Origin of the sequence: Oenococcus alcoholitolerans (genome assembly GCF_051852995.1) — a bacterium.
GTDB classification, from domain to species: Bacteria; Bacillota; Bacilli; order Lactobacillales; family Lactobacillaceae; genus Oenococcus; species Oenococcus alcoholitolerans.
Window position 1 is genome coordinate 443,800 of record NZ_CP176042.1, and the last position, 23,876, is coordinate 467,675.

Genomic DNA, 23,876 nt, shown 5'->3' on the forward strand with positions numbered 1-23,876 from the left:
TATGGGCCAAAAAATTAATCCTATTGGTTTCCGTGTCGGTGTTATCCGTGACTGGGATGCTAAATGGTATGCTGATAAAAAAGAATATGTGCCGGCTCTTCAAGAAGATATCCGTATTCGTAAGTATCTTGAAGAAAATCTTAAAGATGCCGCTGTTGATCGCGTTACGATCGAAAGAACCGAGCCCACAAGACTTAATTTAACTATCCGTACTGCTAAACCAGGTGTTGTTATTGGCCGCGGCGGTGCTGATGTTGATCGTTTGCGGGCTGAGCTTTCAAAGTTAGCTGATGATTATAAGGGTCAGCCTAAGCGTGTTAATATCAATATCGTTGAAATTCGCAAACCTGATTTGAATGCTCACTTAGTTGGTCAGCAAATAGCAGCTGATCTTGAACGCCGTGTTGCTTTCCGTCGCGCTATGCGTGGAGCAATTCAAAGAGTTCAGCGTGCTGGTGCTAAAGGTGTTCGTACGATGGTTTCAGGACGTTTGAATGGTGCTGATATCGCTAGAAAAGAGCAATATACTGAAGGAACAGTACCGCTCCATACTTTGAGAGCAGATATCGACTATTCATGGGATGAAGCAATGACCTCCTATGGTAACCTTGGTATCAAAACTTGGATCTATCGTGGCGATGCTAAAAATGGTGAGTTCATTAAAGATGAAGATGTAGAAGCCGCTGCAAATTCTCGTGGAAATCGTTCCAATTCTCGCGGACGCGGCAGGTCTCGTCGTTCTAGGCAAGAAAATTCTTCAAATAGAAATAGAAATAGCGCACAAGGAGGTAGACAATAATGTTGGTTCCTAAACGTGTTAAATACCGTCGTGTGCATCGTGGACATATGCGTGGTGAAGCAAAAGGCGGACGTAAAGTTTCTTTCGGCGACTATGGTTTACAGGCTTTGGAAAGCAGCTGGATCACTAACCGACAGATTGAAGCTGCCCGTGTTGCAATGACCCGTTATATGAAACGTGGCGGTAAGGTTTGGATTAATATTTTTCCACACAAGTCATACACTTCCAAAGGTGTTGGTGTTCGTATGGGAAATGGAAAGGGAGCTCCTGAAGGTTGGGTCGCACCAACTAAACGCGGAACAGTAATGTTCGAAGTTGGTGGAGTTTCCGAAGCAACTGCTAAAGAAGCTTTGCGTCTTGCTATGCACAAATTGCCTATTAAGGCTAAAGTTGTCAGCAAGGCTGAAGCAGCAGAGGAGGCAGACGAACAATGAAAGCTTCAGAATTAAGAGGTTTATCCCGTGATGAACTGTTGAAGCGTGAAAAGGATTCTAAAGAAGAACTTTTCAATTTACGCTTTCAACAGGCCGCAGGACAGCTTGAAAACACTGCTCGTCTTTCAACTGTTAAGAAAGATATCGCAAGAATTAAAACAGAATTAAGAGCTCAAGAAATCGCCGCACAAAAGGCGAAGGCATAAGAAGGGAGGCTAATATGAGTGAAGATCGGAATTCTCGTCGTGTTTATCGTGGTCGTGTTGTTTCAGATAAAATGGATAAAACCATTACGGTAGCCGTCGAAACTTATAAGAACCATCCTGTTTATGGAAAGCGGGTCAAATATACTAAAAAGTTTAAAGCTCATGATGAAAACAATGATGCAAAATTAAATGATCTTGTTGAAATTATGGAAACCCGTCCCTTGTCAGCTACTAAACGTTTTCGTTTAGTTAGAGTGGTTGAAAAAGCTGTTGTTTTATAACAGGAAATTCTTGAAATAATCAGTTTGAAAGGAGCAGAACTATGATTCAACAAGAGAGTCGTTTAAAAGTTGCTGATAACTCTGGCGCTCGTGAAATTCTTACAATTAAAGTTCTCGGTGGATCTGGTAGAAAATTTGCTAATATTGGCGATACTATTGTTGCTACTGTTAAACAAGCAATACCGGGTGGAACTGTTAAAAAGGGCGATGTTGTTAAGGCCGTAATCGTTCGCACTGTTAGTGGTGTTCATCGTGTTGATGGTTCATATATAAAGTTTGATGAAAACGCAGCAGTGATCGTTAGAGATGATAAATCACCAGTTGGAACTCGTATATTTGGTCCAGTGGCTCGTGAGTTACGCGACAATAATTATATGCGCATCGTCAGCCTTGCGCCGGAAGTTCTATAAGGAGGATCACATGAGTATCAAAACAGGAGACAGAGTTCGCGTGATTGCCGGTAAGGACAAGGGCAAAGAAGGAAAAGTTATCAAAGTCTTTTTGAAAAAGGACAGAGTAATTGTTCAAGGCGCGAATAAAGTTACAAAGCATAAAAAAGCAACACAGAATCAAAATGCTAAGAAGGGTATCGTTGAAGAAGAGGCAGCAATTCATATTTCTAATGTTTCACTGCTTGATTCTTCTAAAGATACTGTTCATGCAAATAAGCGCGAAAACGCTAATAAATAAGCAGGGGAAATCATTTTCATGACTAGTGCATTTAAAGAAAAATATGTAAATGAAGTTCAACCAGCTTTAATATCAAAGTTCAATTACACATCACCTATGCAAGCACCCAAGATTGAAAAAATCGTCTTAAATATGGGAGTTGGTGATGCTGTAACTAATTCTAATAACCTTGATGAAGCTGTTTCTGAACTTAAATTAATTTCAGGTCAGCAACCCATCATCACTAAAGCTAAGAAGTCTATTGCTGGTTTTCGTTTACGTGAAGGTATGAGTATTGGAACAAAAGTTACTTTGCGTGGTGATCGGATGTATGATTTTTTGTACAAGCTGATCAACGTCGCTCTTCCACGTGTTCGTGATTTTCATGGAGTTTCTCAAAGGTCATTTGATGGAAGAGGTAATTATACTCTTGGTATTAAAGAACAGTTGATTTTCCCTGAAATTAACTATGATGATGTTAACCGTGTTCGCGGTCTTGATGTTGTTATCGTTACTACAGCAAACACTGACGAAGAGGCTGCTGAATTGTTAGCACAATTTGGTTTCCCATTTGCTAAGTAAAATCATCATATCTAATTAATTTCATATTACAAAGTACCGCTATTGGGCAGGGCTCTTTTTTAGATAAATTATCGCAGATATTTTTTCTAAAAAGCGTCATGTCACGCGACAACTGTTAGAAAGGAAAATCATTATGACAATGACAGATCCAATTGCAGACTTCTTGACTCGTATTCGTAATGCAAATCTTGTTCGGCACGAAACTGTTGAAGCACCTGCATCAAAGATCAAATTAAATATCGCTAAAATACTAAAAAGCGAAGGGTTTATTACCGATTATCAAGTTCTTGATACCGCTAATAAGCAAGGACTTATTTCGTTAACTTTAAAATATGGTCCAAATAGAGAAAGAGTTATTACCGGTTTGAAACGTATTTCTAAGCCTGGTCTTCGTTCTTATGTACCGGCTGATTCTATACCAAAAGTTTTAAACGGTTTGGGAGTTGCGATTTTATCAACTTCTGAAGGTGTTCTAACTGATAAAGAAGCACGGAACAGAAAAATTGGTGGCGAAGTACTTGCCTACGTTTGGTAATTACTTTAATGGTCGTTTTATCTAGGAAAGGAGAAAACCATGAGCCGTATTGGAAGAAAAGTTATAAATGTTCCTGAAGGTGTCGAAGTTGCATCTGAGGGGAAGACAGTTATCGTCAAGGGTCCTAAAGGAACTTTGGAAAGAGAAATACCTGAATCTATCACTATGAAAGTTGATGGCAAGGAGATTTCTTTTAGCCGTCCTGACGATTCAAATAAAAATAAAGCTTTACACGGGACAACTCGTGCAAATGTTGCTAATATGGTAGAAGGCGTAACTAAGGGTTTTAAAAAGAACCTTGAATTAGTTGGTGTCGGTTACCGTGCGTCTCTTCAAGGAAATAAGCTTGTTTTGACTGTTGGTTTTTCACATCCAGTTGATTTTGAAGCAAGAGAAGGACTAACTGTTTCAGTCCCTGACGCTACTCACATTTCTATTGAGGGAACCTCTAAGCAGCGTGTTGGTGACTTGGCCGCAGAAATTCGCGGCGTTCGTCCGCCTGAACCATATAAAGGCAAAGGTATACGTTACGAAGGCGAAGTAGTTCGTCGCAAGGAAGGTAAAACTGGTAAATAACTAGTTTAATTTTAAAAGGAAGCATTGCTATGATAACAAAACCAGATAAAAATAAGACGCGTCAAAAGCGTCATGCTCGTGTAAGAAGCAGAATTTCTGGTACTGCAAAGCGCCCCCGTTTAAACGTTTTTCGTTCTAATGTAAACATCTACGCTCAATTGATTGATGACGTAGCGGGTGTAACGCTGGCAAGTGCCTCTACTTTGAATAAAGACAATCAAAGTGGAACTAAAACCGAACAGGCCAAAAAAGTTGGCTTGGCATTGGCTAAAGCAGCAGCTGAGAAAGATATTTCGGAAGTTGTATTTGATCGTGGTGGGTATTTATACCACGGACGTATTCAGGCTTTGGCAGATGGTGCTCGTGAAGGCGGGCTTAAATTCTAAGAGAGGAGGAAAAAGTTAATGGTAGAATATATTAATCCTAATGAACTTGGTGATTTAGAGGAAAATGTTGTTTCGATCAATCGTGTCACCAAGGTTGTTAAAGGTGGACGCCGTTTGCGTTTTGCTGCTCTTGTTATTGTTGGCGACCGTAACGGGCATGTTGGCTTTGGTACTGGTAAAGCACAAGAAGTTCCCGAAGCTATTCGTAAAGCAGTTGAAGATGCTAAGCGTCATTTGATCTTAGTACCGATGGTTGGAACTACCATCCCGCATGAAGTTGTAGGTATCGATGGAGGTGGAAAAGTTCTTTTAAAGCCAGCCTCTGAAGGTTCAGGAGTTGCTGCCGGTGGATCTACTCGTCCTATTATGGAACTAGCAGGTGTTGCTGATGTTACTGCTAAATCACTCGGATCATCTACGGCAGTTAACGTTGTCCGTGCGACTTTTGCTGGTTTAAAAAATTTGAAGGAAGCTAAGACTGTTGCATCTTTGCGCGGAATTAGCATTGAAAACTAAGGAGGAGAAGAATGGCTGATTTAAAAATCACTTTAATAAAGAGTGCTCTTCATCGTGAACCTCGCCAGCGTGCCATTATCAAATCTTTGGGATTAGGTAAGGTTCATTCATCTGTAGTACATCCAGATAATTCTGCTACGCGGGGAGCTATATTTAAAGTTGCTCACCTAGTTACTGTAGAGGAGGTGAAGTAATGGATTTATCCACTTTAAAGACTGTTCCCGGATCTAGGAAAGCTCGGACACGCAAGGCCCGTGGGTTTGCTGGTAAAGGCAAGACTGCAGGTCGTGGTCAAAAAGGACAAAAAGCACGTGAAGGAAAGAAGCTGCGTTTAAGTTTTGAAGGTGGCCAGATGCCTTTAATGCGTCGTATGCCAAAACGTGGTTTCAATAATTTTAATCATAAGGAATTTGCAGTTGTTAATTTGTCAGAACTTAATAAGTTTGATGATGATGCAAATGTTGATGTTGCCAGCTTAAAAGAGGCCGGCATAATTAAAAAAGAACTTTCTGGTGTTAAAATATTAGCTTCAGGCAAACTTGAGAAAAAACTTACTATACAAGCTGCCAAAGCTTCTAAGAGCGCTCAAAAAGCGGTTGAAGAACTTGGCGGAAAAATTGAGTTGACCTCAAAAGATTAATTTATTTATAATTATTTCCATGTTTAATTTACTAACAAAAGCCCTTAAACAAAAGGAAATCCGCGTTAGAATCTACTGGACTTTGTTTATTCTTCTTGTCTATAGATTTGGCGCCTACATAACCGTTCCGGGCATTAATACTTCTGCTTTAACCAGATTAATGGATCAAACGTCTCTTTTGTCAATTTTGAACCTCTTTTCTGGTGGTGGCTTATCTTCTTATTCTCTTTTTGCTTTGGGAGTAAGTCCGTATGTTACTGCTCAGATCGTTATTCAACTATTGCAAATGGATATTGTCCCTAAACTTGTTGAATGGTCAAAGCAAGGCGAAACTGGTCGACGTAAAACCAATCAGGTCACACGTTACCTAACTATTGCTTTTGCTTTCTTTCAATCACTAGGGATCACTGCCGGGTTGAATGCCTTGGGCCAGCCTATCGGTGTAACCTTATTGACCAATACCAGCTTGAATTCTTTTCTAACGATTGCTTCAGTCATGACTATCGGTTCTATGCTGTCTGTTTGGCTTGGTGAACAAATTCAAGAAAAAGGTGTGGGCAATGGTATCTCTATGATTATTTTTGCAGGGATCGTTGCCCAGACGATACCTGGTATTTGGCAGATTTTTCAAGACAACGTCCTCCAGGGACCTGGTCTCACAGGAATAATTACTTTTGTTGTCATGATCGCGGCTTTGCTTATCGTTGTGACGATCGTTACCTGGTTTTATGGTGCTGTTCGTCGCTTGCCAATGCAGTACACAAGGTCTGAACGTGATTATGGTGAAGAAAGTTATCTCCCCTTAAGAGTAAATGTATCAGGAGTTATCCCAGTCATTTTTGCTTCTTCTTTGATTACAACTCCACAAACTATTTTGCAAGCATTTGTTGGTTCTTGGGGAAATCAAAGCTGGTATCGAATCACTAGCCAAATTTTTAGTTTGCAGACCTGGCAAGGAACTATTTTTTATGGTCTGCTGATCATTCTTTTTACTTTCTTTTATGCTTTTGTCCAAGTCAATCCTGAAAAGACAGCGGATAACTTACAAAAACAGGGTTCTTACATCGTTGGTGTAAGACCTGGAAATGAAACCAAAGAATTTTTCAGCAGATTATTGAATAGTTTATCTGGTCCTGGTTCGATATTTCTTGCTTTAGTTGCCGTTGTTCCATTGCTGGCACAAAATTTTGGTTTATTGGATAGGAATTCGGGAATTGGCCTTGGCGGTACCAGCCTGTTGATCGTAATAGGTGTTGCTGTTGATTTGATGAGACAGATCGAAGGTCTCACTGAAAAGAAAAACTATGTTGGTCTGATTCGTTCCCATCCCTTTTATGAAAAGCAAATAAAAGAAGGTAAAGTATAAATGTCATTGAATTTGATTTTATTAGGTCTCCCCGGAGTTGGTAAGGGAACCAACGCTGAAAGAATTGAAAAAGATTTCCATCTGCCTCATATTTCAACTGGCGATATATTTAGGAAGGCTATCGCTGATGGAACTGATTTAGGTAAGAAAGTAAAGGAAATTATTGATAATGGTAATTTAGTTCCTGATGAGGTCACTGATCAAATAGTTGATCAAAGATTGGAACAGGAAGATGTTAAAAAAGCAGACGGTTTTATATTAGATGGATATCCAAGGAACCCAGCCCAGGCTAAAGCTCTTTCTAAATTTTTAAATAGCATCAATAAGAAGATAGATGCAGTTATTTATTTAGATGCCTCAGAAGAAACTGTAACTAAAAGAATGATAAACCGTAACACCGGGCGTGCTGATGATGATCCAAATGTTATTCCACATAGGATAGAAGTTGCTAAAGCTCAAACGATGCCCTTAGTAGATTTTTATCAACAAGATGGTTCACTCAAGACTATAAAATCTGATAGCGATATTGAAACTGTTTATGCCGAAGTTAAAAAAACCATATCTAGTCTATAATAGATTGTATTAATAGTTTTTTTGCTTTTTTCTTAGAGAAATGGTATCATCAAACGGTTGACCGTATGATTTTGGAGGTAAGTGTGGCAGGAAACGACGTTATTGAGATTGAAGGAATAATTAAAGAAACTAAACCAAATGCTAATTTTATTGTTGAATTAGAGAATGGTGCTCGTATTCAAGCAGGCGTCTCTGGTAAGATTCGAAAAAATTATATCCGCATTCTCGTTGGAGACCGTGTAACTGTTGAAATGTCACCTTATGATTTGACTAAAGGTCGGATCACTTATCGACACAAATAAGGCGAGACAACAATCAGTTAACCGAATAGGAGGAATAGATTGTGAAAGTACGTCCATCTGTAAAACCAATGTGTGATCAGTGCCGTGTCATAAAACGGAATGGTCGCGTTATGGTTATTTGTTCAGCAAACCCTAAGCATAAGCAGCGTCAGGGCAAGTGATTTATTTTATTATTGCAGGCTGGTGGCATAAAGATCCAGCATACATAAGAAAGGAGGAATTGTTATGGCTCGTATTGCAGGTATCGACTTACCACGTGATAAAAGAATCGTGATCGGTCTTACTTATATATATGGAATCGGTAATGCTACTGCTGAAAAAGTTTTGGCAGATGCAGGTGTTAGTGAAGATATTCGTGTACGCGACTTAAGCCCCGAAGATGAGGAAAAGATTCGTGCTACTGTTGATAAACTTAACCTGACACTTGAAGGCGATTTACGTCGAGAAGTTAGTCTAAATATTAAAGAGCTTCAAGAGATCGCTTCTTATCGTGGCATTCGTCATCGTCGTGGACTGCCCGTTCGTGGACAACATACGAAGAATAATGCGCGTACGCGCAAAGGCCCAGCTAAAGCAGTTGCTGGTAAAAAGAAGTAAAAAATAAAGAAAGGAATTATTCAGTATGGCAAGTCGTACAAGTCGTACAAGTAGTCGCAAACGTCGGGCAAAGAAGAATATTGAAAAGGGTGTTGCTCACATTCATTCAACTTTTAATAATACGATCGTTTTGATTACTGATGAAGCTGGCAATGCTATTTCTTGGTCGTCAGCTGGTGCTTTAGGATTTAAAGGTTCTAGAAAATCAACGCCGTTTGCTGCTCAATTAGCTGGAGAAGCAGCTGCAAAGTCTGCTCTTGAACAAAATATGCACAGTGTTGCTATTAGCGTTAAAGGACCTGGTCCCGGAAGAGAATCTGCAATTAGAGCAGTTGCAGCAGCGGGCTTGGAAGTTACTGCGATCAGTGATGTAACTCCAGTTCCACATAATGGTTCACGTCCACCTAAGCAACGTCGTGCATAAAATAAGTTAGGAGAGGCAAATATATGATCGAATTTCAAAAGCCAACAATTTCGACCGTTGAAGAATCAGAAAAGTATGGGAAGTTCGTCGCTGAGCCTCTCGAACGCGGTTACGGAACTACTCTTGGCAATTCGCTGAGGCGGGTGCTATTGTCTAGTTTGCCTGGTGCAGCTATAAACTCGGTTCAAATTGACGGTGTTCTTCATGAATTTACTACTATTGATGGTGTTACTGAAGATGTCACTCAAATAATTTTGAATTTAAAAAAAGTTGCTTTGCGTATAGATTCTGATGAACAAAAAGTTTTAGAGGTTGATTTTAGCGGGCCAGGGGAATTAACAGCCGGTGATCTCCAAGGAGACGGTGATGTTGAGATTTTGAATCCTGATTTGCACATTGCTACAGTCGCGGCAGGTAAGAGCCTTCATATGACATTAACTGCAGTTCGTGGCCGCGGTTATGACTCTTCTGAGGAAAATAAAGAAAATTTGGAATTAGGGATCGGTGTCCTCGCCATTGATTCAATTTATACGCCAATTTCTAAAGTTAATTATACTGTTGAAAAAACTCGTGTTGGACATAGAGATGATTTTGACAGATTGATTCTCGAAGTTTGGACTAATGGTACGCTTTCACCAAGTGAAGCCTTAAGTCTTGCTTCAAAAATTCTCAGTGAGCATTTGCAGCTTTTCACTGATTTAAGCAGTGCAGGTAAAAAGGAAATGATGCTTGATCCAGATTCAGTTGAAACTGTTTCTGAGCGCAAGGAACCAATTGAAGAACTGGAACTTTCTGTCCGTTCGTTTAATTGCCTCAAGCGTGCCGGCATCAATACTATTGATGACTTAACAGGTCGGACTCTTCGTGATATGAGCGAAGTTAGGAATCTGGGCCGTAAGTCTCTAGAAGAAATAATTCAAAAGTTGGCTGAACGTGGTCTTTCTTTTAGGCAGGAACAAGAAAGTCCTAAGTAAGTTTAATTTTTAGAAAGGAACAAACGATGGGATATCGAAAACTTCAGAGAACAAAATCTCAGCGTAAAGCTCTTTTAAGAGATTTGACGACTGATTTAATTCTTAATGGCAAGATTAAGACGACTGAAAGTCGTGCTAAAGAAGTTCGTCGTCAAGTTGAAAAAGTTATTACTCTTGGAAAACGCGGCGATTTGTCTTCAAGGCGTTTAGCAGTTTCTTATCTTAGAAATGTTATTGATGAAAACAAAATTCGCAATGCCAAGAGTGCCGAAGATATCGTTGAACAAAAAGCGGTTAAAACACTTTTTGATGATGTTGCACCTCGGTTTAAAAATCGAAATGGCGGCTATACTAGAATTTATAAACTAGGCCAACGCCGTGGAGATGCTGCTCCAATAGCTTTGATCGAATTAGTTGACTGATTTATTAAAAAACTCTCTTTTGATTAAAAGGAGAGTTTTTAATTTGTTAAAATTTTTATTATAATGACTTTTTCTGTAATTGCTAAAAATATTTCTTATGCTTTTTCTGATGGATATAAAATTTTTGATGATTTGTCTTTTAATTTGGAAAGAGGAAACTGGATTTCTATCGTCGGTTCGAATGGTTCAGGCAAGTCGACTTTGATGCGCTTGATTCTTGGATTAGAGGATGAGTATTCAGGAACTATAAATGTAAAAGATAAAACGGCGGCAGTTTTTCAAAATCCTGATGATCAGTTTATTGGAAGCACGGTTGAAGAAGAATTAGCTTTTGGTTTAGAGAATGAGCAGATAAAGTCTGATCAGATGAAGAAAAAAATTAATAGTATGCTTGATTTGGTTGGTTTGAATGGCTTAGCCGGTAATTTGTTAAACCAATTGTCAGGAGGACAAAAACAGCGTTTAGCTATAGGATCTGCCTTGATAACCGATGCAAGAATCATTTTTTTTGATGAACCTACAAGTATGTTAGACCCCAAAGCTAAGAAAGATTTTTTGGATTTTTTAATAAAAATTCATAAAGACAATCCCCTTATGACAATAGTTAACATAACTCATGAGGCTGATGAGATAGAAAAAAGCGATGAAGTATGCGTGTTGGAAAATGGAAAAATCATTCTTCGTTCAAAACCAAAAAAATTGTTATCAAAACCCAGCTATTTGAAGGAACATCGATTAACAGTAACTTTTGCTTCAAAATTAATTGCTGAACTTAATACTAGGCTTTCTTATGACAAAAAAATTTCTACAAAGATTTATAATGATGACGAGTTAATTTCATGTTTATCGAATTTAAAAATGTAAATTACGACTATGATGATTTTTTAGGTCATAAAACTTTTCGAGTTAGTAATATTGATCTACAAATAAATAAAGGCGACTTTGTTTTGGTTGCTGGACCGACCGGTTCTGGGAAAACTACTTTTTTAAGACTTTTGGATGGGTTGATATTACCTAAAAATGGTGTAATTTCAATCGATGATAAAGAAATAGATAGAAAAAGCAAAGAAGAAAAACTGTTAAAAATCCGTTCCAAGATAGGTTTTGTTTTTCAGATACCTCAAAGACAATTATTTTCTAAAACAGTTTTGGATGACGTAGCTTTTGCAGCTAAAAACTTTGGTTATAGTCATGACCAAGCGATCCAAATGGCAAAAAGATCTTTAGAAAAAGTTGGTTTTCAAAAAGACCTTTACAATCGGTCGGTTTTCAGCTTGTCGTCTGGGCAAATGAGAAAAGCTGCTATTGCTGGTTCTCTGGTCAACGATCCGCCTTTAATTTTGTTTGATGAACCAACTTCTGGTTTAGATCAATTTTCAAAAGATCAATTATTGAAAATGTTTGCTTCTTTTAAACGAAATGGAAAGACTGTAGTCGTTGTCAGTCATGATTTGGACTATTTTCTTCAATTTTCTAAAAAAATGATTGTTTTTAACCACGGAAAAATTATTTTTGATGACGAGCCCCGCTTTTTTTTCGAGAAAATGGAAAAAAAATTGCAGCTGTTCATTGACCCGAAGACGATAAAATACGCTAAGAAATTAGGACTCAAAAACACTCCTTTATCAATAAAAGAGTTGGCGGGTGACATTTTATGAACGGTATTTTAGGACGATTCATACCTATTGATTCAGTTGTTAACAGATTTGATCCAAGGATCAAATTAACAATAGATTTCTTTTTTTTGATTTTGATATTGTTTACTGATTCTTTTTTTTCTTATCTGGTTTTATTTATCTATATTTTCATTGGTATGTTTTTGTCAAAAATACCGCTAAAAGTTTTTTATTTGGGCCTGAGATCGATCATGGCTCTGATAATTTTAATGGTTTTTATTCAAATATTATTCACACCGCCGCAGAATTCAAGCGATACTGCTTTTAGATTTTTATTTATCACTGTATCGAAGGACGGATTGATCAATTCGCTGATCGTATTTTTGCGTTTTTCGCTGATGATACTTATGACGACCCTTCTTACGGCTAGTACTTCCTCTTCACAAATAGCTGATGGTATATCTTATTTACTAAAACCAATTTCATTTTTAGGTTTTGATGTCAAAAAATTTTCAATGATGATTTCGATGGCTTTGCGCTTTGTTCCTATTTTTTCCGACGAATTCATTAGTATCTCTGATGCGCAGCGCTCGCGGGGGCTGAGTTATAAAAGCGGCAGTCTTTTAAAAAGGATAAAAGCACTGATACCCATGTTTATTCCTTTAATAGCATTAGCTTTTAAAAAAGCCCTCGTTTTAGCCGATGCTATGCAAGTCAGAGGTTTCATTGATGCCGATAACAGAACTAGTTTGCATGAATTAAAAATTACTTATCTTGATTATTTTCTTATTCTTAGTTTTGTGTTGATTTCGATTTTAGTTTTTCTTTCAAATTTTTATGCAGAATTATAAAGTAACAATTTCATATGATGGACACGCCTTTAAAGGGTTCCAAACGCAGCCGCAGAAGAATATTCGTACAGTCCAAGACGAACTCGCTAAAGTCATATCAAAGATGGCCAAAAAAGAAATCAAGATAGTAGGTGCCAGCAGGACCGATGCAGGCGTGCACGCTCTTGGCCAGGTCATAAATTTTGTTTTTCCTTATAATTTGAGCGAAAAAGCTATTTTTATGGGAATGAACAGTTTACTGCCGTTAGATATTCTTGTAAAAAAAGTTGAGAAAGTCCCGCTTGATTTTAATGCGCGCCGCAGCAGCCATAGAAAAAGGTATTTATATCGATTATCATTATCTAAATTCGTAGATCCTTTCAAACGATTTTATACTGGACATTATTTTTGGTCGTTGGATCTGGAAAGAATTCGTAAGGCCCTTCCGGATTTATTGGGTGAACATGATTTTGCAAGTTTTGCTGCTTCAGGCAACCAAAGCAAAACAACTATCAGAACGATTTTTAAAGCCGATTTAAAATTTTTTCCTGAAAAAAATGAAATTTTATTCATTTTCGAAGGCAACGCTTTTTTATATAATCAAATAAGGATAATGGTTGGTGTTCTGCTAGAAATTGGCAATAAGACTAGACCTGTGCACGATATTTGTAGATTGATCGAAGCAAAAGATCGCCAACAGGCTCGTTTTACTGCTCCAGCTTCTGGTTTATACTTAGATGAGGTCAATTATGAGTCAGTGGATTGATAAAATAGAATATTTTACAAGCGGCAGTGATGATGAAGCAAATATCATTTCCGTTGAAATAAACCATCCTCAAGCTGATAAAGATGGCAGAGAAAAGGCAAAATTATTAGATAATTCAGAGATTTTTTCTCCATTTAATGAAAAAACGAAAGCATATGATCGTTTTTTAACAATGACGGTTTCTGAAGACTTTTTGTTGGAGGCAGGCTTAGAACTATTTGGCCGCCTGAATTCAAAGGATAAATTTGATTTGGTCATTTTCTTTGATAAAGAGTTAAAGGGATTTTTGCCGATACCATTGCCGCAATTAGCTGCTTTTATAGGACAGCATTTGCAAGAAGATCAAGAAAATAATGAACAAAAATTTAAACAGCCGGACCGCAAAGAATTAAATCGTTTTTATAAGCTTCAATCAAAAGAGACGGAAGATATTTCTAATCCTGATCTTCAAACTGCTCTTGATGAGGGAAACATCAGCAATGATAATATAAACCAATTGATCGATAAAGCTGTTTTTTTGGTTCCGACAAAAATTCAGCATCGTCGTCTCCGCGAGGACCGCTTAAGCTTTTTTCTGTTGTCTCAAAGTCAAGCACCTCAAGAACGTTTTTTGCCGGTTTTTACTGATTGGAATCATCTGGGTCAATGGTATTTTTCAGAAAGTGCTAATGGATATAATAACGAGGGCGAGGCTAACATAATGGGAGTTCCTGCGTCTAATTTAGTTGGGATCAAAGAAGACTTGGGAGACATGGTCACAAACGTTGTCATCAATCCAACGACTAATGACTTTTTATTAGGTCTTGCTGGCAACAGTGATAAAAAAGCTTGACTAATGATCTTATAAACTAGTACAATATTAAACGGTCTTATTTACTCCATGCCCTGGTACGGATGTAGTGAAGAGGATAATAATTATGCGCAATACATTTTTAGCAAAACCTAATCAAATTGAAAAAAAATGGTACATCATTGATGCAGAGGGATTGCCTTTGGGAAGACTCAGCAGCGTAGTTGCTACTGTGCTTCGCGGAAAGAACAAGCCGACATATACACCTTCAGTTGATACTGGAGATTATGTCATCGTTACTAATGCAGATAAAGTTGCTCTTACTGGAAATAAGGCAAAAGATAAGGTTTATTATCATCATTCTGGTTTTCCAGGCGGCTTAAAATCTCGTAAAGCCGGCGATCTTCGTGAGAAAAATCCAAAGAAAATTATCGAACTTTCTGTAAAGGGAATGCTTCCTAAGAATACTTTAGGACGTGCTCAAGGCTTAAAACTTTTTGTTTATGCAAGCGGCGAAGAGATTGCCCAGACTGCTCAGCAGCCAAAAAAGCTTGATATTAAGGATTTACTCTAAGAAAGGAACTGGTTTATAAATGGCTAATACTCAATATGCAGGAACTGGTCGCCGAAAGGATTCAGTAGCAAGAGTTCGTTTGGTACCTGGTAATGGAAAGGTTACTATCAACGGTCGTTCATTTGAAGATTATATCCCAGCTGCAAATCTTCGTGCTGTCGTAGCACAGCCCTTCGCAGTTACATCAACAGAAGGAAATTATGATGTTTTTGTTAATGTGATCGGTGGCGGATTTGCTGGTCAGGCTGGAGCTATTCGGCACGGAATCTCGAGAGCTTTGTTAGAAGTCGATCCTGATTTTCGTCCAGCTCTCAAGTCTGCAGGACTGCTTACTCGTGATTCAAGAATGGTTGAACGTAAGAAGCCAGGTCTTAAAAAGGCTCGTCGTGCACCACAGTTCAGTAAGCGTTGATATATATTTTTTTACAACCAAAAAGATAAAGCTTTTCCAAAAATGGGGAAGCTTTTTTTATTTTTTGATCAAAATTTAAATCTTTTACTGACTTTTAAAAAGTCAATCTTTATACTTAAAATTGCAAAAATTTTTGAATAAGCGGGGTTGAAGTAGATGACCGAAAACAAGGCGCGTACTTTAATTGAATTTAAGAATGTAACTCTCGATTACGGAGAAACGGAAGTTTTAAAGAATATCGATTTGGACATAGAAGAAGGCAAGTTTTATACCTTGCTTGGTCCATCTGGATCTGGTAAATCAACGATCCTTAATCTTATTTCCGGCAGGTTAAAACCGACCTCCGGCGATGTTTTTTTGGAAGGACAAAAGGCTAACGATCTTCCAGCTAATAAGCGGCAAGTCAATACTGTTTTTCAAAATTATGCCCTTTTTCCAAATATGAATGTTTATCAGAATGTTGCTTTTGGACCTTCAATAAAGGGGTTTGAAAAAAATAAGGTCGATAATTTAGTCAGATCCAGTTTAAGTCTTGTTCAATTGCAAGATCTGGCTGATCGTGATATTTCTGAAATATCTGGCGGTCAACAGCAAAGAGTCGCTATAGCACGCGCCTTAGCGAATGAACCAAAGGTACTTTTATTAGATGAACCGCTTTCGGCACTTGATTATAAGTTAAGAAAAGAAATGCAATACGAACTGCGCGAGCTTCAGCAGCGATTGGGGATCACTTTTATTTTTGTCACCCACGATCAAGAAGAAGCACTAGCTATGTCTGATTGGATATTCGTTATCAATGATGGCAAAGTAGAACAATCCGGGAGTCCTGTCGATATCTATGACGAACCGATAAATCATTTTGTCGCTAATTTTATCGGGGAGGCCAATATAATTCCGGGTGTGATGAAAAAGGATTATCTGGTGAGTTTTGCCGGTAAAGATTTTAAAAACGTTGATGCGGGCATGCGGCCGAATGAAAGAGTTGAAGTCGTTATTCGCCCTGAAGATCTTGATATAGTCGTACCCAGCCGCGGCAAGCTGCAGGTCACGATCGATGATCAATCTTTCCGCGGTGATTCTTATGAAATAACCGCTATTGATGACGCTGGCAACGAGTGGGCTGTACAAGCTACTAATCCTGCAAAAATAGGCCAGAGAAGAGGACTTGATTTCGATCCCGAGGATATACACATCATGAGGTTAAACGAGTCAGAAGAGGAATTTGATGCCCGACTTGAATCTTATGAGGGGGAAGAGTAGATGAAAAAAAATTCTCTGTTGTTTTCTATCCCGTTCAGTTTATGGCTTTTATTTTTTGTGGCAATGCCATTAATACTTTTGTTTGGCGAGTCAATGACCAACGCTTCGGGATCTATTACTTTAAGCAACTTTGCGGCCTATTTTTCTTCTGGCACTTATTTACGGATGACCCTGAACTCTGTTGTATATGCTTTTTTGATCACCGCGATCACTTTGATCATTTCTTATCCGACTGCTTATCTTTTGGCACAATTAAAAAATCGTCAATTCTGGCTCTTGCTTGTTATTTTGCCCACTTGGATAAATTTATTGCTTAAAGCATATGCTTTTATTGGTATATTGTCTCGTAACGGCACTGCCAATTATTTTATTTCTTTTTTAGGCATCGCTCCACAGCAGCTTCTTTTTACAGATGCTAGTTTTGTTCTAGTTTCCAGTTATATCGAATTGCCTTTTATGATTTTGCCGATCTTCAATGTTATAAACGACATTGACAAAAGTCTTATTCAAGCTAGTCGCGATCTTGGCGCAAACAGCTGGCAAACTTTATGGCGGTTGATCATACCGCTTTCTATGCCTGGTATAAAATCTGGTTTCCAAGCCGTATTCATTCCCTCGCTAAGTTTGTTCATGATAACCCGTTTGATCGGCGGAAATAGGGTTATAACTTTGGGAACTGCGATCGAAGAGCATTTCTTAACGACTCAAAACTGGCACATGGGTTCGACGATAGGGGTTATTTTGATCATTGCGATGGTAGTTACGATGGTTTTGACCCGTGATCGTAAACGAATAAGTATTAAAAGGAGGAACCGGCTTTGAAAAAAATAAAGTTCAGCAACGTTTATCTTTGGCTCGTTTTCATCATCCTTTATGCACCGATCATTTATTTGATAACTTACTCATTTAATTCTGGCAGTTATATGACTGGTTGGAGCGGCTTTTCACTTAAACATTATTCGGAATTATGGCAGGATAACAGGATGCTTGAGATAGTTATCAATACGATAATAATCGCCTTGCTATCCTCTATTTTTTCAACGATCATAGGAACTTTCGGGGCCTTATGGATAAATTTTACGCAGCGCAGAGTGGTAAAAAATCTCCTTTTGAACTTTAATTCGGTTCTTTTGGTCAGTCCGGACGTTATTATCGGTGCCAGTTTCTTGATTTTTTTTACCACGATCAGCTTGCCGTTAGGTTTTTTCTCCGTACTTTTAAGCCATATCGCTTTCAGCATACCGATCGTTGTTTTGATGGTACTGCCCAGATTGCAGGAGATGCCTAACAGTTTGATCGAAGCGGCGGAAGATCTAGGGGCAAAACCTTTTCAAGTCCTCAGCAAAATAACGATCCCTTATATTCTTTCCGGCATAATGTCTGGTTTTTTTATGGCTTTGACTTATTCCTTGGACGATTTTGCAGTTACTTTCTTTGTCACCGGGAATGGTTTTACGACTCTGTCGGTTGAAATTTATTCTCGTGCTAGGCAGGGCATAAGTTTGGAAATAAATGCTTTATCTGCTTTGATGTTTGTCGTTAGTCTGCTTTTAGTCATAATTTATTATTTTATTTCTAAAGGCAGCCGCAGAAACAATCATTTGGAGGTGGCAAAATGAAAAAAATAATCGCTGCCGTAATCGTATTATTTGCTGTCGTGGCTGGTCTATTCGGTGTTGGGCAATATCTTTCGGCCAAAGAAAATGCAGCTTCAGGTTCTAGCGGCAATTCTTCAAAAATATTGAATATATATAATTGGGGTGATTATATAGACCCCAGTTTGTTAAGCAAGTTTACCAAAGAGACCGGCTATCGGATCAACTATGAAACTTATGATTCCAATGAAGCAATGTATACCAAAGTTCAGCAGGGCGGCACTGCCTACGATATCGTCGTTCCTTCTGAATATACAGTCGAAAAAATGCGGCATGATAAGCTTTTGCTTCCGATAGATCATAAGCGTCTCACCGGTTTGAAAAATTATGATAAACGTTTTTTGAATGATTCCTTTGACCCGGGGAATAAATATTCCATCCCTTATTTTTGGGGCACTTTGGGCATTATTTATAATGACAAATTTGTTAAAAGGGACCAAGTTCAGCATTGGAACCAATTATGGTCAAGCAAGTTTAGAAAAAAAATATTACTCGTTGATTCTGCCAGAGACGTTTTAGCCCTTTCTCTGATTTCTATGGGGAGATCTGTTAACAGCCGAAATTTGGCCGACGTTCAAGCAGCTAAAGCTAAATTGGATACCTTGATGCCTAATGTCAAAGCTATTTTAAATGATGAAATAGTAATGTATATGGCCCAAGAGGAAGCCCCAATAGCTATTTCTTGGTCAGGAGAAGCTTCTGAAATGATCGCTCAAAATAGTCATTTGCACTATGTTGTCCCTTCAGAAGGATCCAATTTGTGGTTTGATAATTTTGCGATCCCGAAAACAGCACGTCATTTTAAGGCGATATACGCTTTTTTGAATTTTATGTCGCAACCGAAAAACGCAGCTAAAAATGCCGAATATGTCGGATATGCAACGCCGAATAGAGAGGCTTTAAAGAAACTGCCTAGGTCTATAACTAATGACAAACAATTTTATCCTGATGATAGGACCATTTCTCATCTTGAGGTTTACCAGGATCTCGGTCAGAGGTGGACGCAGATCTATAATGACCTTTTTCTGGAATTTAAAATGACAAATAAGTAAAAAGTTTAAAAATATGGACTATACCAATGTTTAAAAAAGCGACAGTTTTCAAGATTCTGCCGCTTTTTTTCGTTAACCTTATATCGGTACTCGAGAAGAGCTCTAAATAAATAAAAGTTTTAGGAGTTTTACATGTGTGGAATTATCGGTTATACCGGAGTTAATAATGCATTGCCTTTTTTGCTTTCCGGCTTAGAAAGGCTCGAATATAGAGGCTATGATTCAGCCGGCGTTTACGTTCATACTGACGATGATAAAGATGTTTTGGTAAAGTCCAAAGGACGTGTAAAAGACTTAGAAGACAAAGTCGAAAAAGAGGCGGAGCATATCAGCGGAAAATCTGGTATCGCTCATACCCGCTGGGCTACTCATGGAGCACCAAGTGTTGAAAATGCCCATCCGCATGTTAGTGCTGACGGCCGTTTTTATTTGGTGCATAACGGTGTGATAGAAAATTATCTCCAATTAAAATCTGAATATCTATCAGATGTTGCTTTTAAGTCGCAAACTGATACAGAGGTTGCTGTCCAATTAGTAGGGAAGTTTTCTGATCAGGGGATGGATACATTATCGGCCTTTAGAAAAATGATAAGCCTCCTTGATGAAAATTCTGCCTATGCTTTTTTGATGATGGATGCTGAAGATCCTGACCTGCTTTACACTGCTAAATCAAAAAGTCCGCTTCTTGTTGGCGTTTCCAAAGATGCTAATGTTGTGACGTCAGATGCTTCTGCTGTATTAAAGCTTACTAAGGATTTTATTGAATTACACGACGGCGAAATAGCTGTCGTATCTAAAACTGACGTCTCTCTTTATGACGCCGAGGGTAATAAATTTACTCGCGAACCCTTCCACTTGAATATTGATCCGGCTGCAGCCGATAAGGGGGCTTATCCATTTTTCATGCTTAAAGAGATCGACGAGCAAGCTTCAGTTGCACGGAAATTGATCCAGCATTATTTTGATAATGATTTACCGAAAATAGATACGAATATCCTTGATGCTATCAAAAAAAGCGATCGTATATATATAATCGCTGCCGGGACGAGCTATCACGCTGGCTTGATCGGACGCAGATTTTTTGAAAAATGGGCTGGTATACCAACTGAAGTTCATGTTGCTTCTGAATTTGCATATGATCAGCCTTTGCTGCCAAAAAAACCATTCTTTATTTTTATCAGTCAGTCTGGGGAAACCGCTGATAGCAGACAGGTCCTTGAGCTTATCAAAAGCGAAGGCTATCCAAGTTTGACATTATCAAATGTGACTAATTCTACGCTTACCAGAGAGGCAGATTATTCATTGCCGCTCTTAGCTGGACCGGAAATAGCAGTTGCTTCAACGAAGGCTTATACCGCCCAGATCATTACCCAAATAATCATTGCCGCTGCTTTGAACGGTAAAAAGGCACATTTAGAAGAGCAATTGAGTCATTTAGCGGTAATGATGCAATCAGTCATTGACGGTAAAGAAAAAATAAAAGAAATCGCTAACAGATACTTAGTCGAAGCTGGCCGCGCTTTTTATATTGGCAGAGGTGTCGATGCCGATGTTACTCTAGAAGCTGCGTTAAAACTCAAAGAAATATCCTATACTTTAGTTGAGGGTTTTGCGGCCGGAGAGTTAAAACACGGAACCATTTCTCTAATCGAGCAAAACACCCCCGTCATTGGATTGATATCGCAAGCAAAAACTGCCGGACTTACGCGCTCTAATCTTGAGGAGACCAAAGCCCGCGGTGCGAAAGCGATTACGATCGTAACTAAAAATCTTGCTCATTCCGGAGATGATATCATCCTGCCGGAATTGAAAGATGAAATGGAGATGTTTAGCCCTATTCTCGAAGCGATTCCGATCCAGCTTCTTGCTTATTACACCTCATTAGGCAGGAAATTGGATGTTGACCATCCGCGTAACTTAGCGAAATCCGTAACTGTACAGTGAGGAGAAACATGAAAGTAACTTTTAAAAAAGATTATTTAAAAGATTTTGTTTCTGATAGCGAAGTTGAATTATTAAAACCTGCTGCATCCTTGGCTCGAAAAACTTTGCTTGATCGTTCGGGAGTTGGTAATGAGATGGAAGACTGGCTTACTCTTCCAACTGATTATGACCGTGATGAGTTTGCTCGAATAAAAAAAGCTGCTGATAAGATCAGAAGCGATTCCAAAGTTTTGGTCGTGATCGGTATTGGTGGATCATATCTTGGAGCCAGAGCAGTCATTGAATTCTTAAAATCAGAATTTCATAATGAAAAAGCAAGCAAAGACGGCTCCACTGAAGTTTACTTCTTAGGCACTTCTGCTTCAGGCCGTTATATCGATGATGTTATCGATTTGATTGGCGATCGTGATTTTTCTGTAAACGTTATTTCTAAATCAGGTACGACGACAGAACCTGCAATCGCTTTCCGTATTTTCAAGGATCTTATCGAAAAGAAATATGGTAAAGAAGAGGCATCAAAAAGGATCTACGTTACCACTGATGCTCATAAAGGTGCATTGTTGAATGTCGCAAAAGAAAACGGTTATGAGCGCTTTGTTGTTCCCGATGGGATCGGCGGTCGTTATTCTGTCTTGAGTGCTGTTGGATTATTGCCTATAGCTGCAGCCGGGATAGATATTTCAGCTTTGCTTGAAGGCGCTAAAGACGCGCAAGATGAGTTTGCAAAAGACGAAGACATTCTCAATAAACCTTCGATCCTTTATGCTATTTATCGTAATATTTTATACCGCAAAGGTTTTGACGTTGAGACGATCGTTGGTTATGAACCGCAATTCAGATATTTGTTTGAATGGTGGAAACAATTGATGGCTGAATCAGAAGGCAAGGACAACAAGGGAATCTACCCAACTTCTGCCATTTTTTCTACCGATCTTCATTCGATAGGCCAATTTATTCAAGATGGTAAAAAAATACTTTTTGAAACTATCTTGGATATTGATAAACCGATCAGCAAAAGGGTAGTTCCAGCTGCGGATGACAATACTGATAATTTGGACTATTTGCTGGACCGTCCTTTAAAAGAAGTTAATGAAGCAGCTCTGACAGCTACGGCTCAAGCACATACTTCGGCTGGAGTTCCTAATATACTCCTTAAACTGGATAACTTAGACGAATTTAATTTAGGCAGTTTAATTTACTTCTTTGAAGCAGCGGTTGCTGTTTCTGGATATTTGAATGCTATCAATCCGTTTAACCAGCCAGGAGTCGAAGTTTATAAGACAAATATGTTCAAGATTCTTGGCAAACCTGGATATGATAAATAATTTTTTTGGTATTCTTAATTACGAAATCAGTTGTAAAAATTTCTAAATTGTGAGTTTTTACACTATAATATAATCGTATGCAAGGAGGCCAAATGGCAAAATTAACAGTAAAAGACCTTGATTTAAAAGGTAAAAAAGTTTTGATGCGTGTTGACTTTAACGTTCCTATCAAAGATGGCGTTATCGGTAATGATAATCGTGTCGTTGCTGCATTGCCGACGATCAAGTATGTTCTTCAGCAAGGTGGAAAAGCTATACTTTTCAGTCATTTAGGAAGAGTTAAAAAAGCTGAGGACAAACCGGGGCTTAGTCTTCGCCCGGTGGCTAAACATTTAAGTGATCTTTTGGGTCAAGATGTTATTTTTCCTGGAGTAACTGAAGGAAAGAAACTTGAGGACGCTGTCTCTGCATTAAACGAGGGACAAGCATTGATGGTTGAAAATACTCGTTATGAGGACGTAAATGATCAGGGCGAGTATGTAAAACGCGAATCAGGCAATGATCCTGAACTAGGTAAGTATTGGGCAAGCTTAGGCGATGATATTTTTGTTAACGACGCTTTTGGTACTGCTCATAGGTCGCATGCTTCTAACGTTGGTATTGCTTCTAATGTTTCTCGGACGGCTGCAGGTTTCTTGATGGAAAAAGAAATCAAATATCTTGACGTTGCTGTAAATGATCCAAAACGTCCGTTCGTTGCTGTTCTAGGCGGAGCTAAAGTTTCTGATAAAATAGCCGTTATCAAAAATCTTCTTGGCAAGGCTGACAAAGTTATTGTTGGCGGGGGAATGAGTTATACTTTCGCAGCGGCTCGCGGCCGCAAGATCGGGAATTCTCTTTTTGAAGAAGATCGTGTTGATTTAGCAAAAGAAATTATTGCTCAAGCCGGTGATAAGCTGGTTCTTCCTGATGATTCTCTTGCAGCTGAAAGTTTTGCCAATGATGTTCCAACGAAAGTTTTTGAAAAAGGAATCGATGATGGCTGGATGGGACTTGATATTGGTCCGAAAAGCATCGAAAAGTTCAAAGAAACTCTAAAGGGTGCAAAAACAGTTGTATGGAATGGGCCGATGGGTGTATTTGAAATGAGCAATTTTGCAAACGGTACACTTGAGATCGGAAAATACATTGGTTCTTTGACCTCTCAAGGGGCTACGACCATCGTTGGCGGCGGCGATTCAACTGCTGCTGTTTCTCAGTTAGGTATTGCTGATCAGTTTACTCACATTTCTACTGGTGGTGGTGCTAGTTTGGAATACCTCGAAGGTAAGACATTACCAGGAATAGCTGCTATATCTGACAAGTAACTATTCACTGCAAAGTAAAACCCAGTTGGTTAAATCCGACTGGGTTTTTGTTTGCACATTAAC

Annotated in this window: 35 protein-coding genes; all 35 read left to right on the forward strand. The window is 38.7% G+C overall.

What is annotated here, in order from left to right; genetic code table 11:
• Position 1 precedes the first annotated feature (1 nt).
• Entirely contained in the window at positions 2-799 is a 798-nt protein-coding gene (rpsC, locus tag ACKP2L_RS02695) for a 30S ribosomal protein S3 (protein WP_439425842.1), read from the forward strand.
• Positions 799-1,233 carry a 50S ribosomal protein L16 gene (rplP, locus tag ACKP2L_RS02700; RefSeq protein WP_439425843.1) on the forward strand — a complete coding sequence of 145 codons (435 nt, stop codon included), beginning with the start codon at positions 799-801 and terminating at the stop codon, positions 1,231-1,233. The genes rpsC and rplP overlap by 1 nt, the downstream gene beginning before the upstream one ends.
• Positions 1,230-1,439 (forward strand): 50S ribosomal protein L29, encoded by a 210-nt coding sequence (gene rpmC, locus ACKP2L_RS02705; protein ID WP_439425844.1) that lies wholly within the window; start codon positions 1,230-1,232, stop codon positions 1,437-1,439. The genes rplP and rpmC overlap by 4 nt, the downstream gene beginning before the upstream one ends.
• 14 nt (positions 1,440-1,453) lie before the next feature.
• The gene (rpsQ, locus tag ACKP2L_RS02710) at positions 1,454-1,720 is read left to right on the forward strand and encodes a 30S ribosomal protein S17 (protein WP_439425845.1); all 267 of its coding nucleotides are present in this window, start codon (positions 1,454-1,456) and stop codon (positions 1,718-1,720) included.
• 41 nt (positions 1,721-1,761) lie between these two features.
• Positions 1,762-2,130: a 50S ribosomal protein L14 gene (gene rplN, locus ACKP2L_RS02715; RefSeq protein WP_439425846.1), complete on the forward strand. Its 369-nt coding sequence runs from the start codon at positions 1,762-1,764 to the stop codon at positions 2,128-2,130.
• 10 nt (positions 2,131-2,140) lie between these two features.
• Positions 2,141-2,410, forward strand: coding sequence for a 50S ribosomal protein L24 (rplX, locus tag ACKP2L_RS02720; protein ID WP_439425847.1), 270 nt, complete (start codon positions 2,141-2,143; stop codon positions 2,408-2,410).
• 18 nt (positions 2,411-2,428) lie between these two features.
• Positions 2,429-2,971, forward strand: a complete 543-nt coding sequence (gene rplE, locus ACKP2L_RS02725; protein WP_439425848.1) for a 50S ribosomal protein L5 — start codon at positions 2,429-2,431, stop codon at positions 2,969-2,971.
• Positions 2,972-3,104: 133 nt separating this feature from the next.
• Positions 3,105-3,506 carry a 30S ribosomal protein S8 gene (gene rpsH / locus ACKP2L_RS02730; protein WP_439425849.1) on the forward strand — a complete coding sequence of 134 codons (402 nt, stop codon included), beginning with the start codon at positions 3,105-3,107 and terminating at the stop codon, positions 3,504-3,506.
• A 39-nt stretch (positions 3,507-3,545) separates the two neighbouring features.
• Positions 3,546-4,082 carry a 50S ribosomal protein L6 gene (rplF, locus tag ACKP2L_RS02735; RefSeq protein ID WP_439425850.1) on the forward strand — a complete coding sequence of 179 codons (537 nt, stop codon included), beginning with the start codon at positions 3,546-3,548 and terminating at the stop codon, positions 4,080-4,082.
• 29 nt (positions 4,083-4,111) lie between these two features.
• Positions 4,112-4,468, forward strand: coding sequence for a 50S ribosomal protein L18 (gene rplR / locus ACKP2L_RS02740; protein WP_439425851.1), 357 nt, complete (start codon positions 4,112-4,114; stop codon positions 4,466-4,468).
• A gap of 18 nt (positions 4,469-4,486) precedes the next feature.
• A complete protein-coding gene (gene rpsE, locus ACKP2L_RS02745; RefSeq protein WP_439425852.1) occupies positions 4,487-4,984 on the forward strand; it encodes a 30S ribosomal protein S5 in 498 nt (165 codons plus the stop codon).
• An 11-nt stretch (positions 4,985-4,995) separates the two neighbouring features.
• A complete protein-coding gene (gene rpmD / locus ACKP2L_RS02750) occupies positions 4,996-5,178 on the forward strand; it encodes a 50S ribosomal protein L30 (protein ID WP_439425853.1) in 183 nt (60 codons plus the stop codon).
• Complete coding sequence (gene rplO, locus ACKP2L_RS02755; protein ID WP_439425854.1) at positions 5,178-5,624, forward strand: 50S ribosomal protein L15; 447 nt, start codon at positions 5,178-5,180, stop codon at positions 5,622-5,624. The genes rpmD and rplO overlap by 1 nt, the downstream gene beginning before the upstream one ends.
• 19 nt (positions 5,625-5,643) lie before the next feature.
• A complete protein-coding gene (secY, locus tag ACKP2L_RS02760; RefSeq protein ID WP_439425855.1) occupies positions 5,644-6,990 on the forward strand; it encodes a preprotein translocase subunit SecY in 1,347 nt (448 codons plus the stop codon).
• Complete coding sequence (locus ACKP2L_RS02765) at positions 6,991-7,563, forward strand: adenylate kinase (protein WP_439425856.1); 573 nt, start codon at positions 6,991-6,993, stop codon at positions 7,561-7,563.
• Positions 7,564-7,628: 65 nt separating this feature from the next.
• Positions 7,629-7,865: a translation initiation factor IF-1 gene (infA, locus tag ACKP2L_RS02770; RefSeq protein ID WP_439425857.1), complete on the forward strand. Its 237-nt coding sequence runs from the start codon at positions 7,629-7,631 to the stop codon at positions 7,863-7,865.
• Positions 7,866-7,906: 41 nt separating this feature from the next.
• Positions 7,907-8,026 (forward strand): 50S ribosomal protein L36, encoded by a 120-nt coding sequence (gene rpmJ / locus ACKP2L_RS02775; RefSeq protein ID WP_011677525.1) that lies wholly within the window; start codon positions 7,907-7,909, stop codon positions 8,024-8,026.
• Positions 8,027-8,090: 64 nt separating this feature from the next.
• Positions 8,091-8,462: a 30S ribosomal protein S13 gene (rpsM, locus tag ACKP2L_RS02780; RefSeq protein WP_439425858.1), complete on the forward strand. Its 372-nt coding sequence runs from the start codon at positions 8,091-8,093 to the stop codon at positions 8,460-8,462.
• A gap of 25 nt (positions 8,463-8,487) precedes the next feature.
• The gene (gene rpsK / locus ACKP2L_RS02785; protein ID WP_439425859.1) at positions 8,488-8,886 is read left to right on the forward strand and encodes a 30S ribosomal protein S11; all 399 of its coding nucleotides are present in this window, start codon (positions 8,488-8,490) and stop codon (positions 8,884-8,886) included.
• 23 nt (positions 8,887-8,909) lie between these two features.
• Positions 8,910-9,860 carry a DNA-directed RNA polymerase subunit alpha gene (locus ACKP2L_RS02790; RefSeq protein ID WP_439425860.1) on the forward strand — a complete coding sequence of 317 codons (951 nt, stop codon included), beginning with the start codon at positions 8,910-8,912 and terminating at the stop codon, positions 9,858-9,860.
• A gap of 26 nt (positions 9,861-9,886) precedes the next feature.
• Positions 9,887-10,282, forward strand: a complete 396-nt coding sequence (gene rplQ / locus ACKP2L_RS02795; protein WP_439425861.1) for a 50S ribosomal protein L17 — start codon at positions 9,887-9,889, stop codon at positions 10,280-10,282.
• 63 nt (positions 10,283-10,345) lie between these two features.
• A complete protein-coding gene (locus ACKP2L_RS02800) occupies positions 10,346-11,146 on the forward strand; it encodes an ATP-binding cassette domain-containing protein (RefSeq protein WP_439425862.1) in 801 nt (266 codons plus the stop codon).
• Positions 11,122-11,940 (forward strand): energy-coupling factor ABC transporter ATP-binding protein, encoded by an 819-nt coding sequence (locus ACKP2L_RS02805; RefSeq protein WP_439425863.1) that lies wholly within the window; start codon positions 11,122-11,124, stop codon positions 11,938-11,940. Before ACKP2L_RS02800 ends, ACKP2L_RS02805 begins: the two co-directional genes overlap by 25 nt.
• On the forward strand, positions 11,937-12,749 hold the full coding sequence (locus ACKP2L_RS02810; protein ID WP_439425864.1) for an energy-coupling factor transporter transmembrane component T family protein: 813 nt from the start codon (positions 11,937-11,939) through the stop codon (positions 12,747-12,749). The genes ACKP2L_RS02805 and ACKP2L_RS02810 overlap by 4 nt, the downstream gene beginning before the upstream one ends.
• Positions 12,736-13,494 carry a tRNA pseudouridine(38-40) synthase TruA gene (gene truA / locus ACKP2L_RS02815; protein ID WP_439425865.1) on the forward strand — a complete coding sequence of 253 codons (759 nt, stop codon included), beginning with the start codon at positions 12,736-12,738 and terminating at the stop codon, positions 13,492-13,494. Before ACKP2L_RS02810 ends, truA begins: the two co-directional genes overlap by 14 nt.
• Complete coding sequence (locus ACKP2L_RS02820) at positions 13,478-14,326, forward strand: SseB family protein (RefSeq protein ID WP_439425866.1); 849 nt, start codon at positions 13,478-13,480, stop codon at positions 14,324-14,326. The genes truA and ACKP2L_RS02820 overlap by 17 nt, the downstream gene beginning before the upstream one ends.
• 85 nt (positions 14,327-14,411) lie before the next feature.
• Positions 14,412-14,858: a 50S ribosomal protein L13 gene (rplM, locus tag ACKP2L_RS02825; RefSeq protein ID WP_439425867.1), complete on the forward strand. Its 447-nt coding sequence runs from the start codon at positions 14,412-14,414 to the stop codon at positions 14,856-14,858.
• A 19-nt stretch (positions 14,859-14,877) separates the two neighbouring features.
• The gene (gene rpsI, locus ACKP2L_RS02830; protein ID WP_439425868.1) at positions 14,878-15,270 is read left to right on the forward strand and encodes a 30S ribosomal protein S9; all 393 of its coding nucleotides are present in this window, start codon (positions 14,878-14,880) and stop codon (positions 15,268-15,270) included.
• 156 nt (positions 15,271-15,426) lie between these two features.
• A complete protein-coding gene (locus tag ACKP2L_RS02835) occupies positions 15,427-16,530 on the forward strand; it encodes an ABC transporter ATP-binding protein (protein ID WP_439425869.1) in 1,104 nt (367 codons plus the stop codon).
• Positions 16,531-17,352: an ABC transporter permease gene (locus ACKP2L_RS02840; protein ID WP_439425870.1), complete on the forward strand. Its 822-nt coding sequence runs from the start codon at positions 16,531-16,533 to the stop codon at positions 17,350-17,352.
• Positions 17,349-18,149, forward strand: coding sequence for an ABC transporter permease (locus tag ACKP2L_RS02845; protein WP_439425871.1), 801 nt, complete (start codon positions 17,349-17,351; stop codon positions 18,147-18,149). Before ACKP2L_RS02840 ends, ACKP2L_RS02845 begins: the two co-directional genes overlap by 4 nt.
• A complete protein-coding gene (locus ACKP2L_RS02850; RefSeq protein WP_439425872.1) occupies positions 18,146-19,237 on the forward strand; it encodes an ABC transporter substrate-binding protein in 1,092 nt (363 codons plus the stop codon). Before ACKP2L_RS02845 ends, ACKP2L_RS02850 begins: the two co-directional genes overlap by 4 nt.
• Positions 19,238-19,369: 132 nt before the next feature.
• Complete coding sequence (gene glmS, locus ACKP2L_RS02855; RefSeq protein WP_439425873.1) at positions 19,370-21,181, forward strand: glutamine--fructose-6-phosphate transaminase (isomerizing); 1,812 nt, start codon at positions 19,370-19,372, stop codon at positions 21,179-21,181.
• Positions 21,182-21,189: 8 nt separating this feature from the next.
• Positions 21,190-22,506, forward strand: a complete 1,317-nt coding sequence (locus ACKP2L_RS02860) for a glucose-6-phosphate isomerase (RefSeq protein ID WP_439425874.1) — start codon at positions 21,190-21,192, stop codon at positions 22,504-22,506.
• Positions 22,507-22,598: 92 nt separating this feature from the next.
• On the forward strand, positions 22,599-23,813 hold the full coding sequence (locus ACKP2L_RS02865) for a phosphoglycerate kinase (protein WP_439425875.1): 1,215 nt from the start codon (positions 22,599-22,601) through the stop codon (positions 23,811-23,813).
• Positions 23,814-23,876 lie beyond the last annotated feature (63 nt).

Coding starts and splice junctions, on each gene's coding strand:
- rpsH (WP_439425849.1), top strand. CDS start 3,105: ATGACAATGACAGATCCAATTGCAGACTTCTTGACTCGTATTCGTAAT.
- rpsM (WP_439425858.1), top strand. CDS start 8,091: ATGGCTCGTATTGCAGGTATCGACTTACCACGTGATAAAAGAATCGTG.
- truA (WP_439425865.1), top strand. CDS start 12,736: ATGCAGAATTATAAAGTAACAATTTCATATGATGGACACGCCTTTAAA.
- rplF (WP_439425850.1), top strand. CDS start 3,546: ATGAGCCGTATTGGAAGAAAAGTTATAAATGTTCCTGAAGGTGTCGAA.
- ACKP2L_RS02820 (WP_439425866.1), top strand. CDS start 13,478: ATGAGTCAGTGGATTGATAAAATAGAATATTTTACAAGCGGCAGTGAT.
- ACKP2L_RS02865 (WP_439425875.1), top strand. CDS start 22,599: ATGGCAAAATTAACAGTAAAAGACCTTGATTTAAAAGGTAAAAAAGTT.
- rplQ (WP_439425861.1), top strand. CDS start 9,887: ATGGGATATCGAAAACTTCAGAGAACAAAATCTCAGCGTAAAGCTCTT.
- ACKP2L_RS02765 (WP_439425856.1), top strand. CDS start 6,991: ATGTCATTGAATTTGATTTTATTAGGTCTCCCCGGAGTTGGTAAGGGA.
- rpsC (WP_439425842.1), top strand. CDS start 2: ATGGGCCAAAAAATTAATCCTATTGGTTTCCGTGTCGGTGTTATCCGT.
- ACKP2L_RS02860 (WP_439425874.1), top strand. CDS start 21,190: ATGAAAGTAACTTTTAAAAAAGATTATTTAAAAGATTTTGTTTCTGAT.
- rplP (WP_439425843.1), top strand. CDS start 799: ATGTTGGTTCCTAAACGTGTTAAATACCGTCGTGTGCATCGTGGACAT.
- ACKP2L_RS02835 (WP_439425869.1), top strand. CDS start 15,427: ATGACCGAAAACAAGGCGCGTACTTTAATTGAATTTAAGAATGTAACT.
- rplX (WP_439425847.1), top strand. CDS start 2,141: ATGAGTATCAAAACAGGAGACAGAGTTCGCGTGATTGCCGGTAAGGAC.
- ACKP2L_RS02800 (WP_439425862.1), top strand. CDS start 10,346: ATGACTTTTTCTGTAATTGCTAAAAATATTTCTTATGCTTTTTCTGAT.
- infA (WP_439425857.1), top strand. CDS start 7,629: ATGATTTTGGAGGTAAGTGTGGCAGGAAACGACGTTATTGAGATTGAA.
- rplR (WP_439425851.1), top strand. CDS start 4,112: ATGATAACAAAACCAGATAAAAATAAGACGCGTCAAAAGCGTCATGCT.
- rpmD (WP_439425853.1), top strand. CDS start 4,996: ATGGCTGATTTAAAAATCACTTTAATAAAGAGTGCTCTTCATCGTGAA.
- rpsE (WP_439425852.1), top strand. CDS start 4,487: ATGGTAGAATATATTAATCCTAATGAACTTGGTGATTTAGAGGAAAAT.
- rpsK (WP_439425859.1), top strand. CDS start 8,488: ATGGCAAGTCGTACAAGTCGTACAAGTAGTCGCAAACGTCGGGCAAAG.
- ACKP2L_RS02850 (WP_439425872.1), top strand. CDS start 18,146: ATGAAAAAAATAATCGCTGCCGTAATCGTATTATTTGCTGTCGTGGCT.
- secY (WP_439425855.1), top strand. CDS start 5,644: ATGTTTAATTTACTAACAAAAGCCCTTAAACAAAAGGAAATCCGCGTT.
- ACKP2L_RS02805 (WP_439425863.1), top strand. CDS start 11,122: ATGTTTATCGAATTTAAAAATGTAAATTACGACTATGATGATTTTTTA.
- glmS (WP_439425873.1), top strand. CDS start 19,370: ATGTGTGGAATTATCGGTTATACCGGAGTTAATAATGCATTGCCTTTT.
- rplN (WP_439425846.1), top strand. CDS start 1,762: ATGATTCAACAAGAGAGTCGTTTAAAAGTTGCTGATAACTCTGGCGCT.
- ACKP2L_RS02840 (WP_439425870.1), top strand. CDS start 16,531: ATGAAAAAAAATTCTCTGTTGTTTTCTATCCCGTTCAGTTTATGGCTT.
- rpsI (WP_439425868.1), top strand. CDS start 14,878: ATGGCTAATACTCAATATGCAGGAACTGGTCGCCGAAAGGATTCAGTA.
- ACKP2L_RS02810 (WP_439425864.1), top strand. CDS start 11,937: ATGAACGGTATTTTAGGACGATTCATACCTATTGATTCAGTTGTTAAC.
- rpmC (WP_439425844.1), top strand. CDS start 1,230: ATGAAAGCTTCAGAATTAAGAGGTTTATCCCGTGATGAACTGTTGAAG.
- rplO (WP_439425854.1), top strand. CDS start 5,178: ATGGATTTATCCACTTTAAAGACTGTTCCCGGATCTAGGAAAGCTCGG.
- rplM (WP_439425867.1), top strand. CDS start 14,412: ATGCGCAATACATTTTTAGCAAAACCTAATCAAATTGAAAAAAAATGG.
- ACKP2L_RS02790 (WP_439425860.1), top strand. CDS start 8,910: ATGATCGAATTTCAAAAGCCAACAATTTCGACCGTTGAAGAATCAGAA.
- rpsQ (WP_439425845.1), top strand. CDS start 1,454: ATGAGTGAAGATCGGAATTCTCGTCGTGTTTATCGTGGTCGTGTTGTT.
- rplE (WP_439425848.1), top strand. CDS start 2,429: ATGACTAGTGCATTTAAAGAAAAATATGTAAATGAAGTTCAACCAGCT.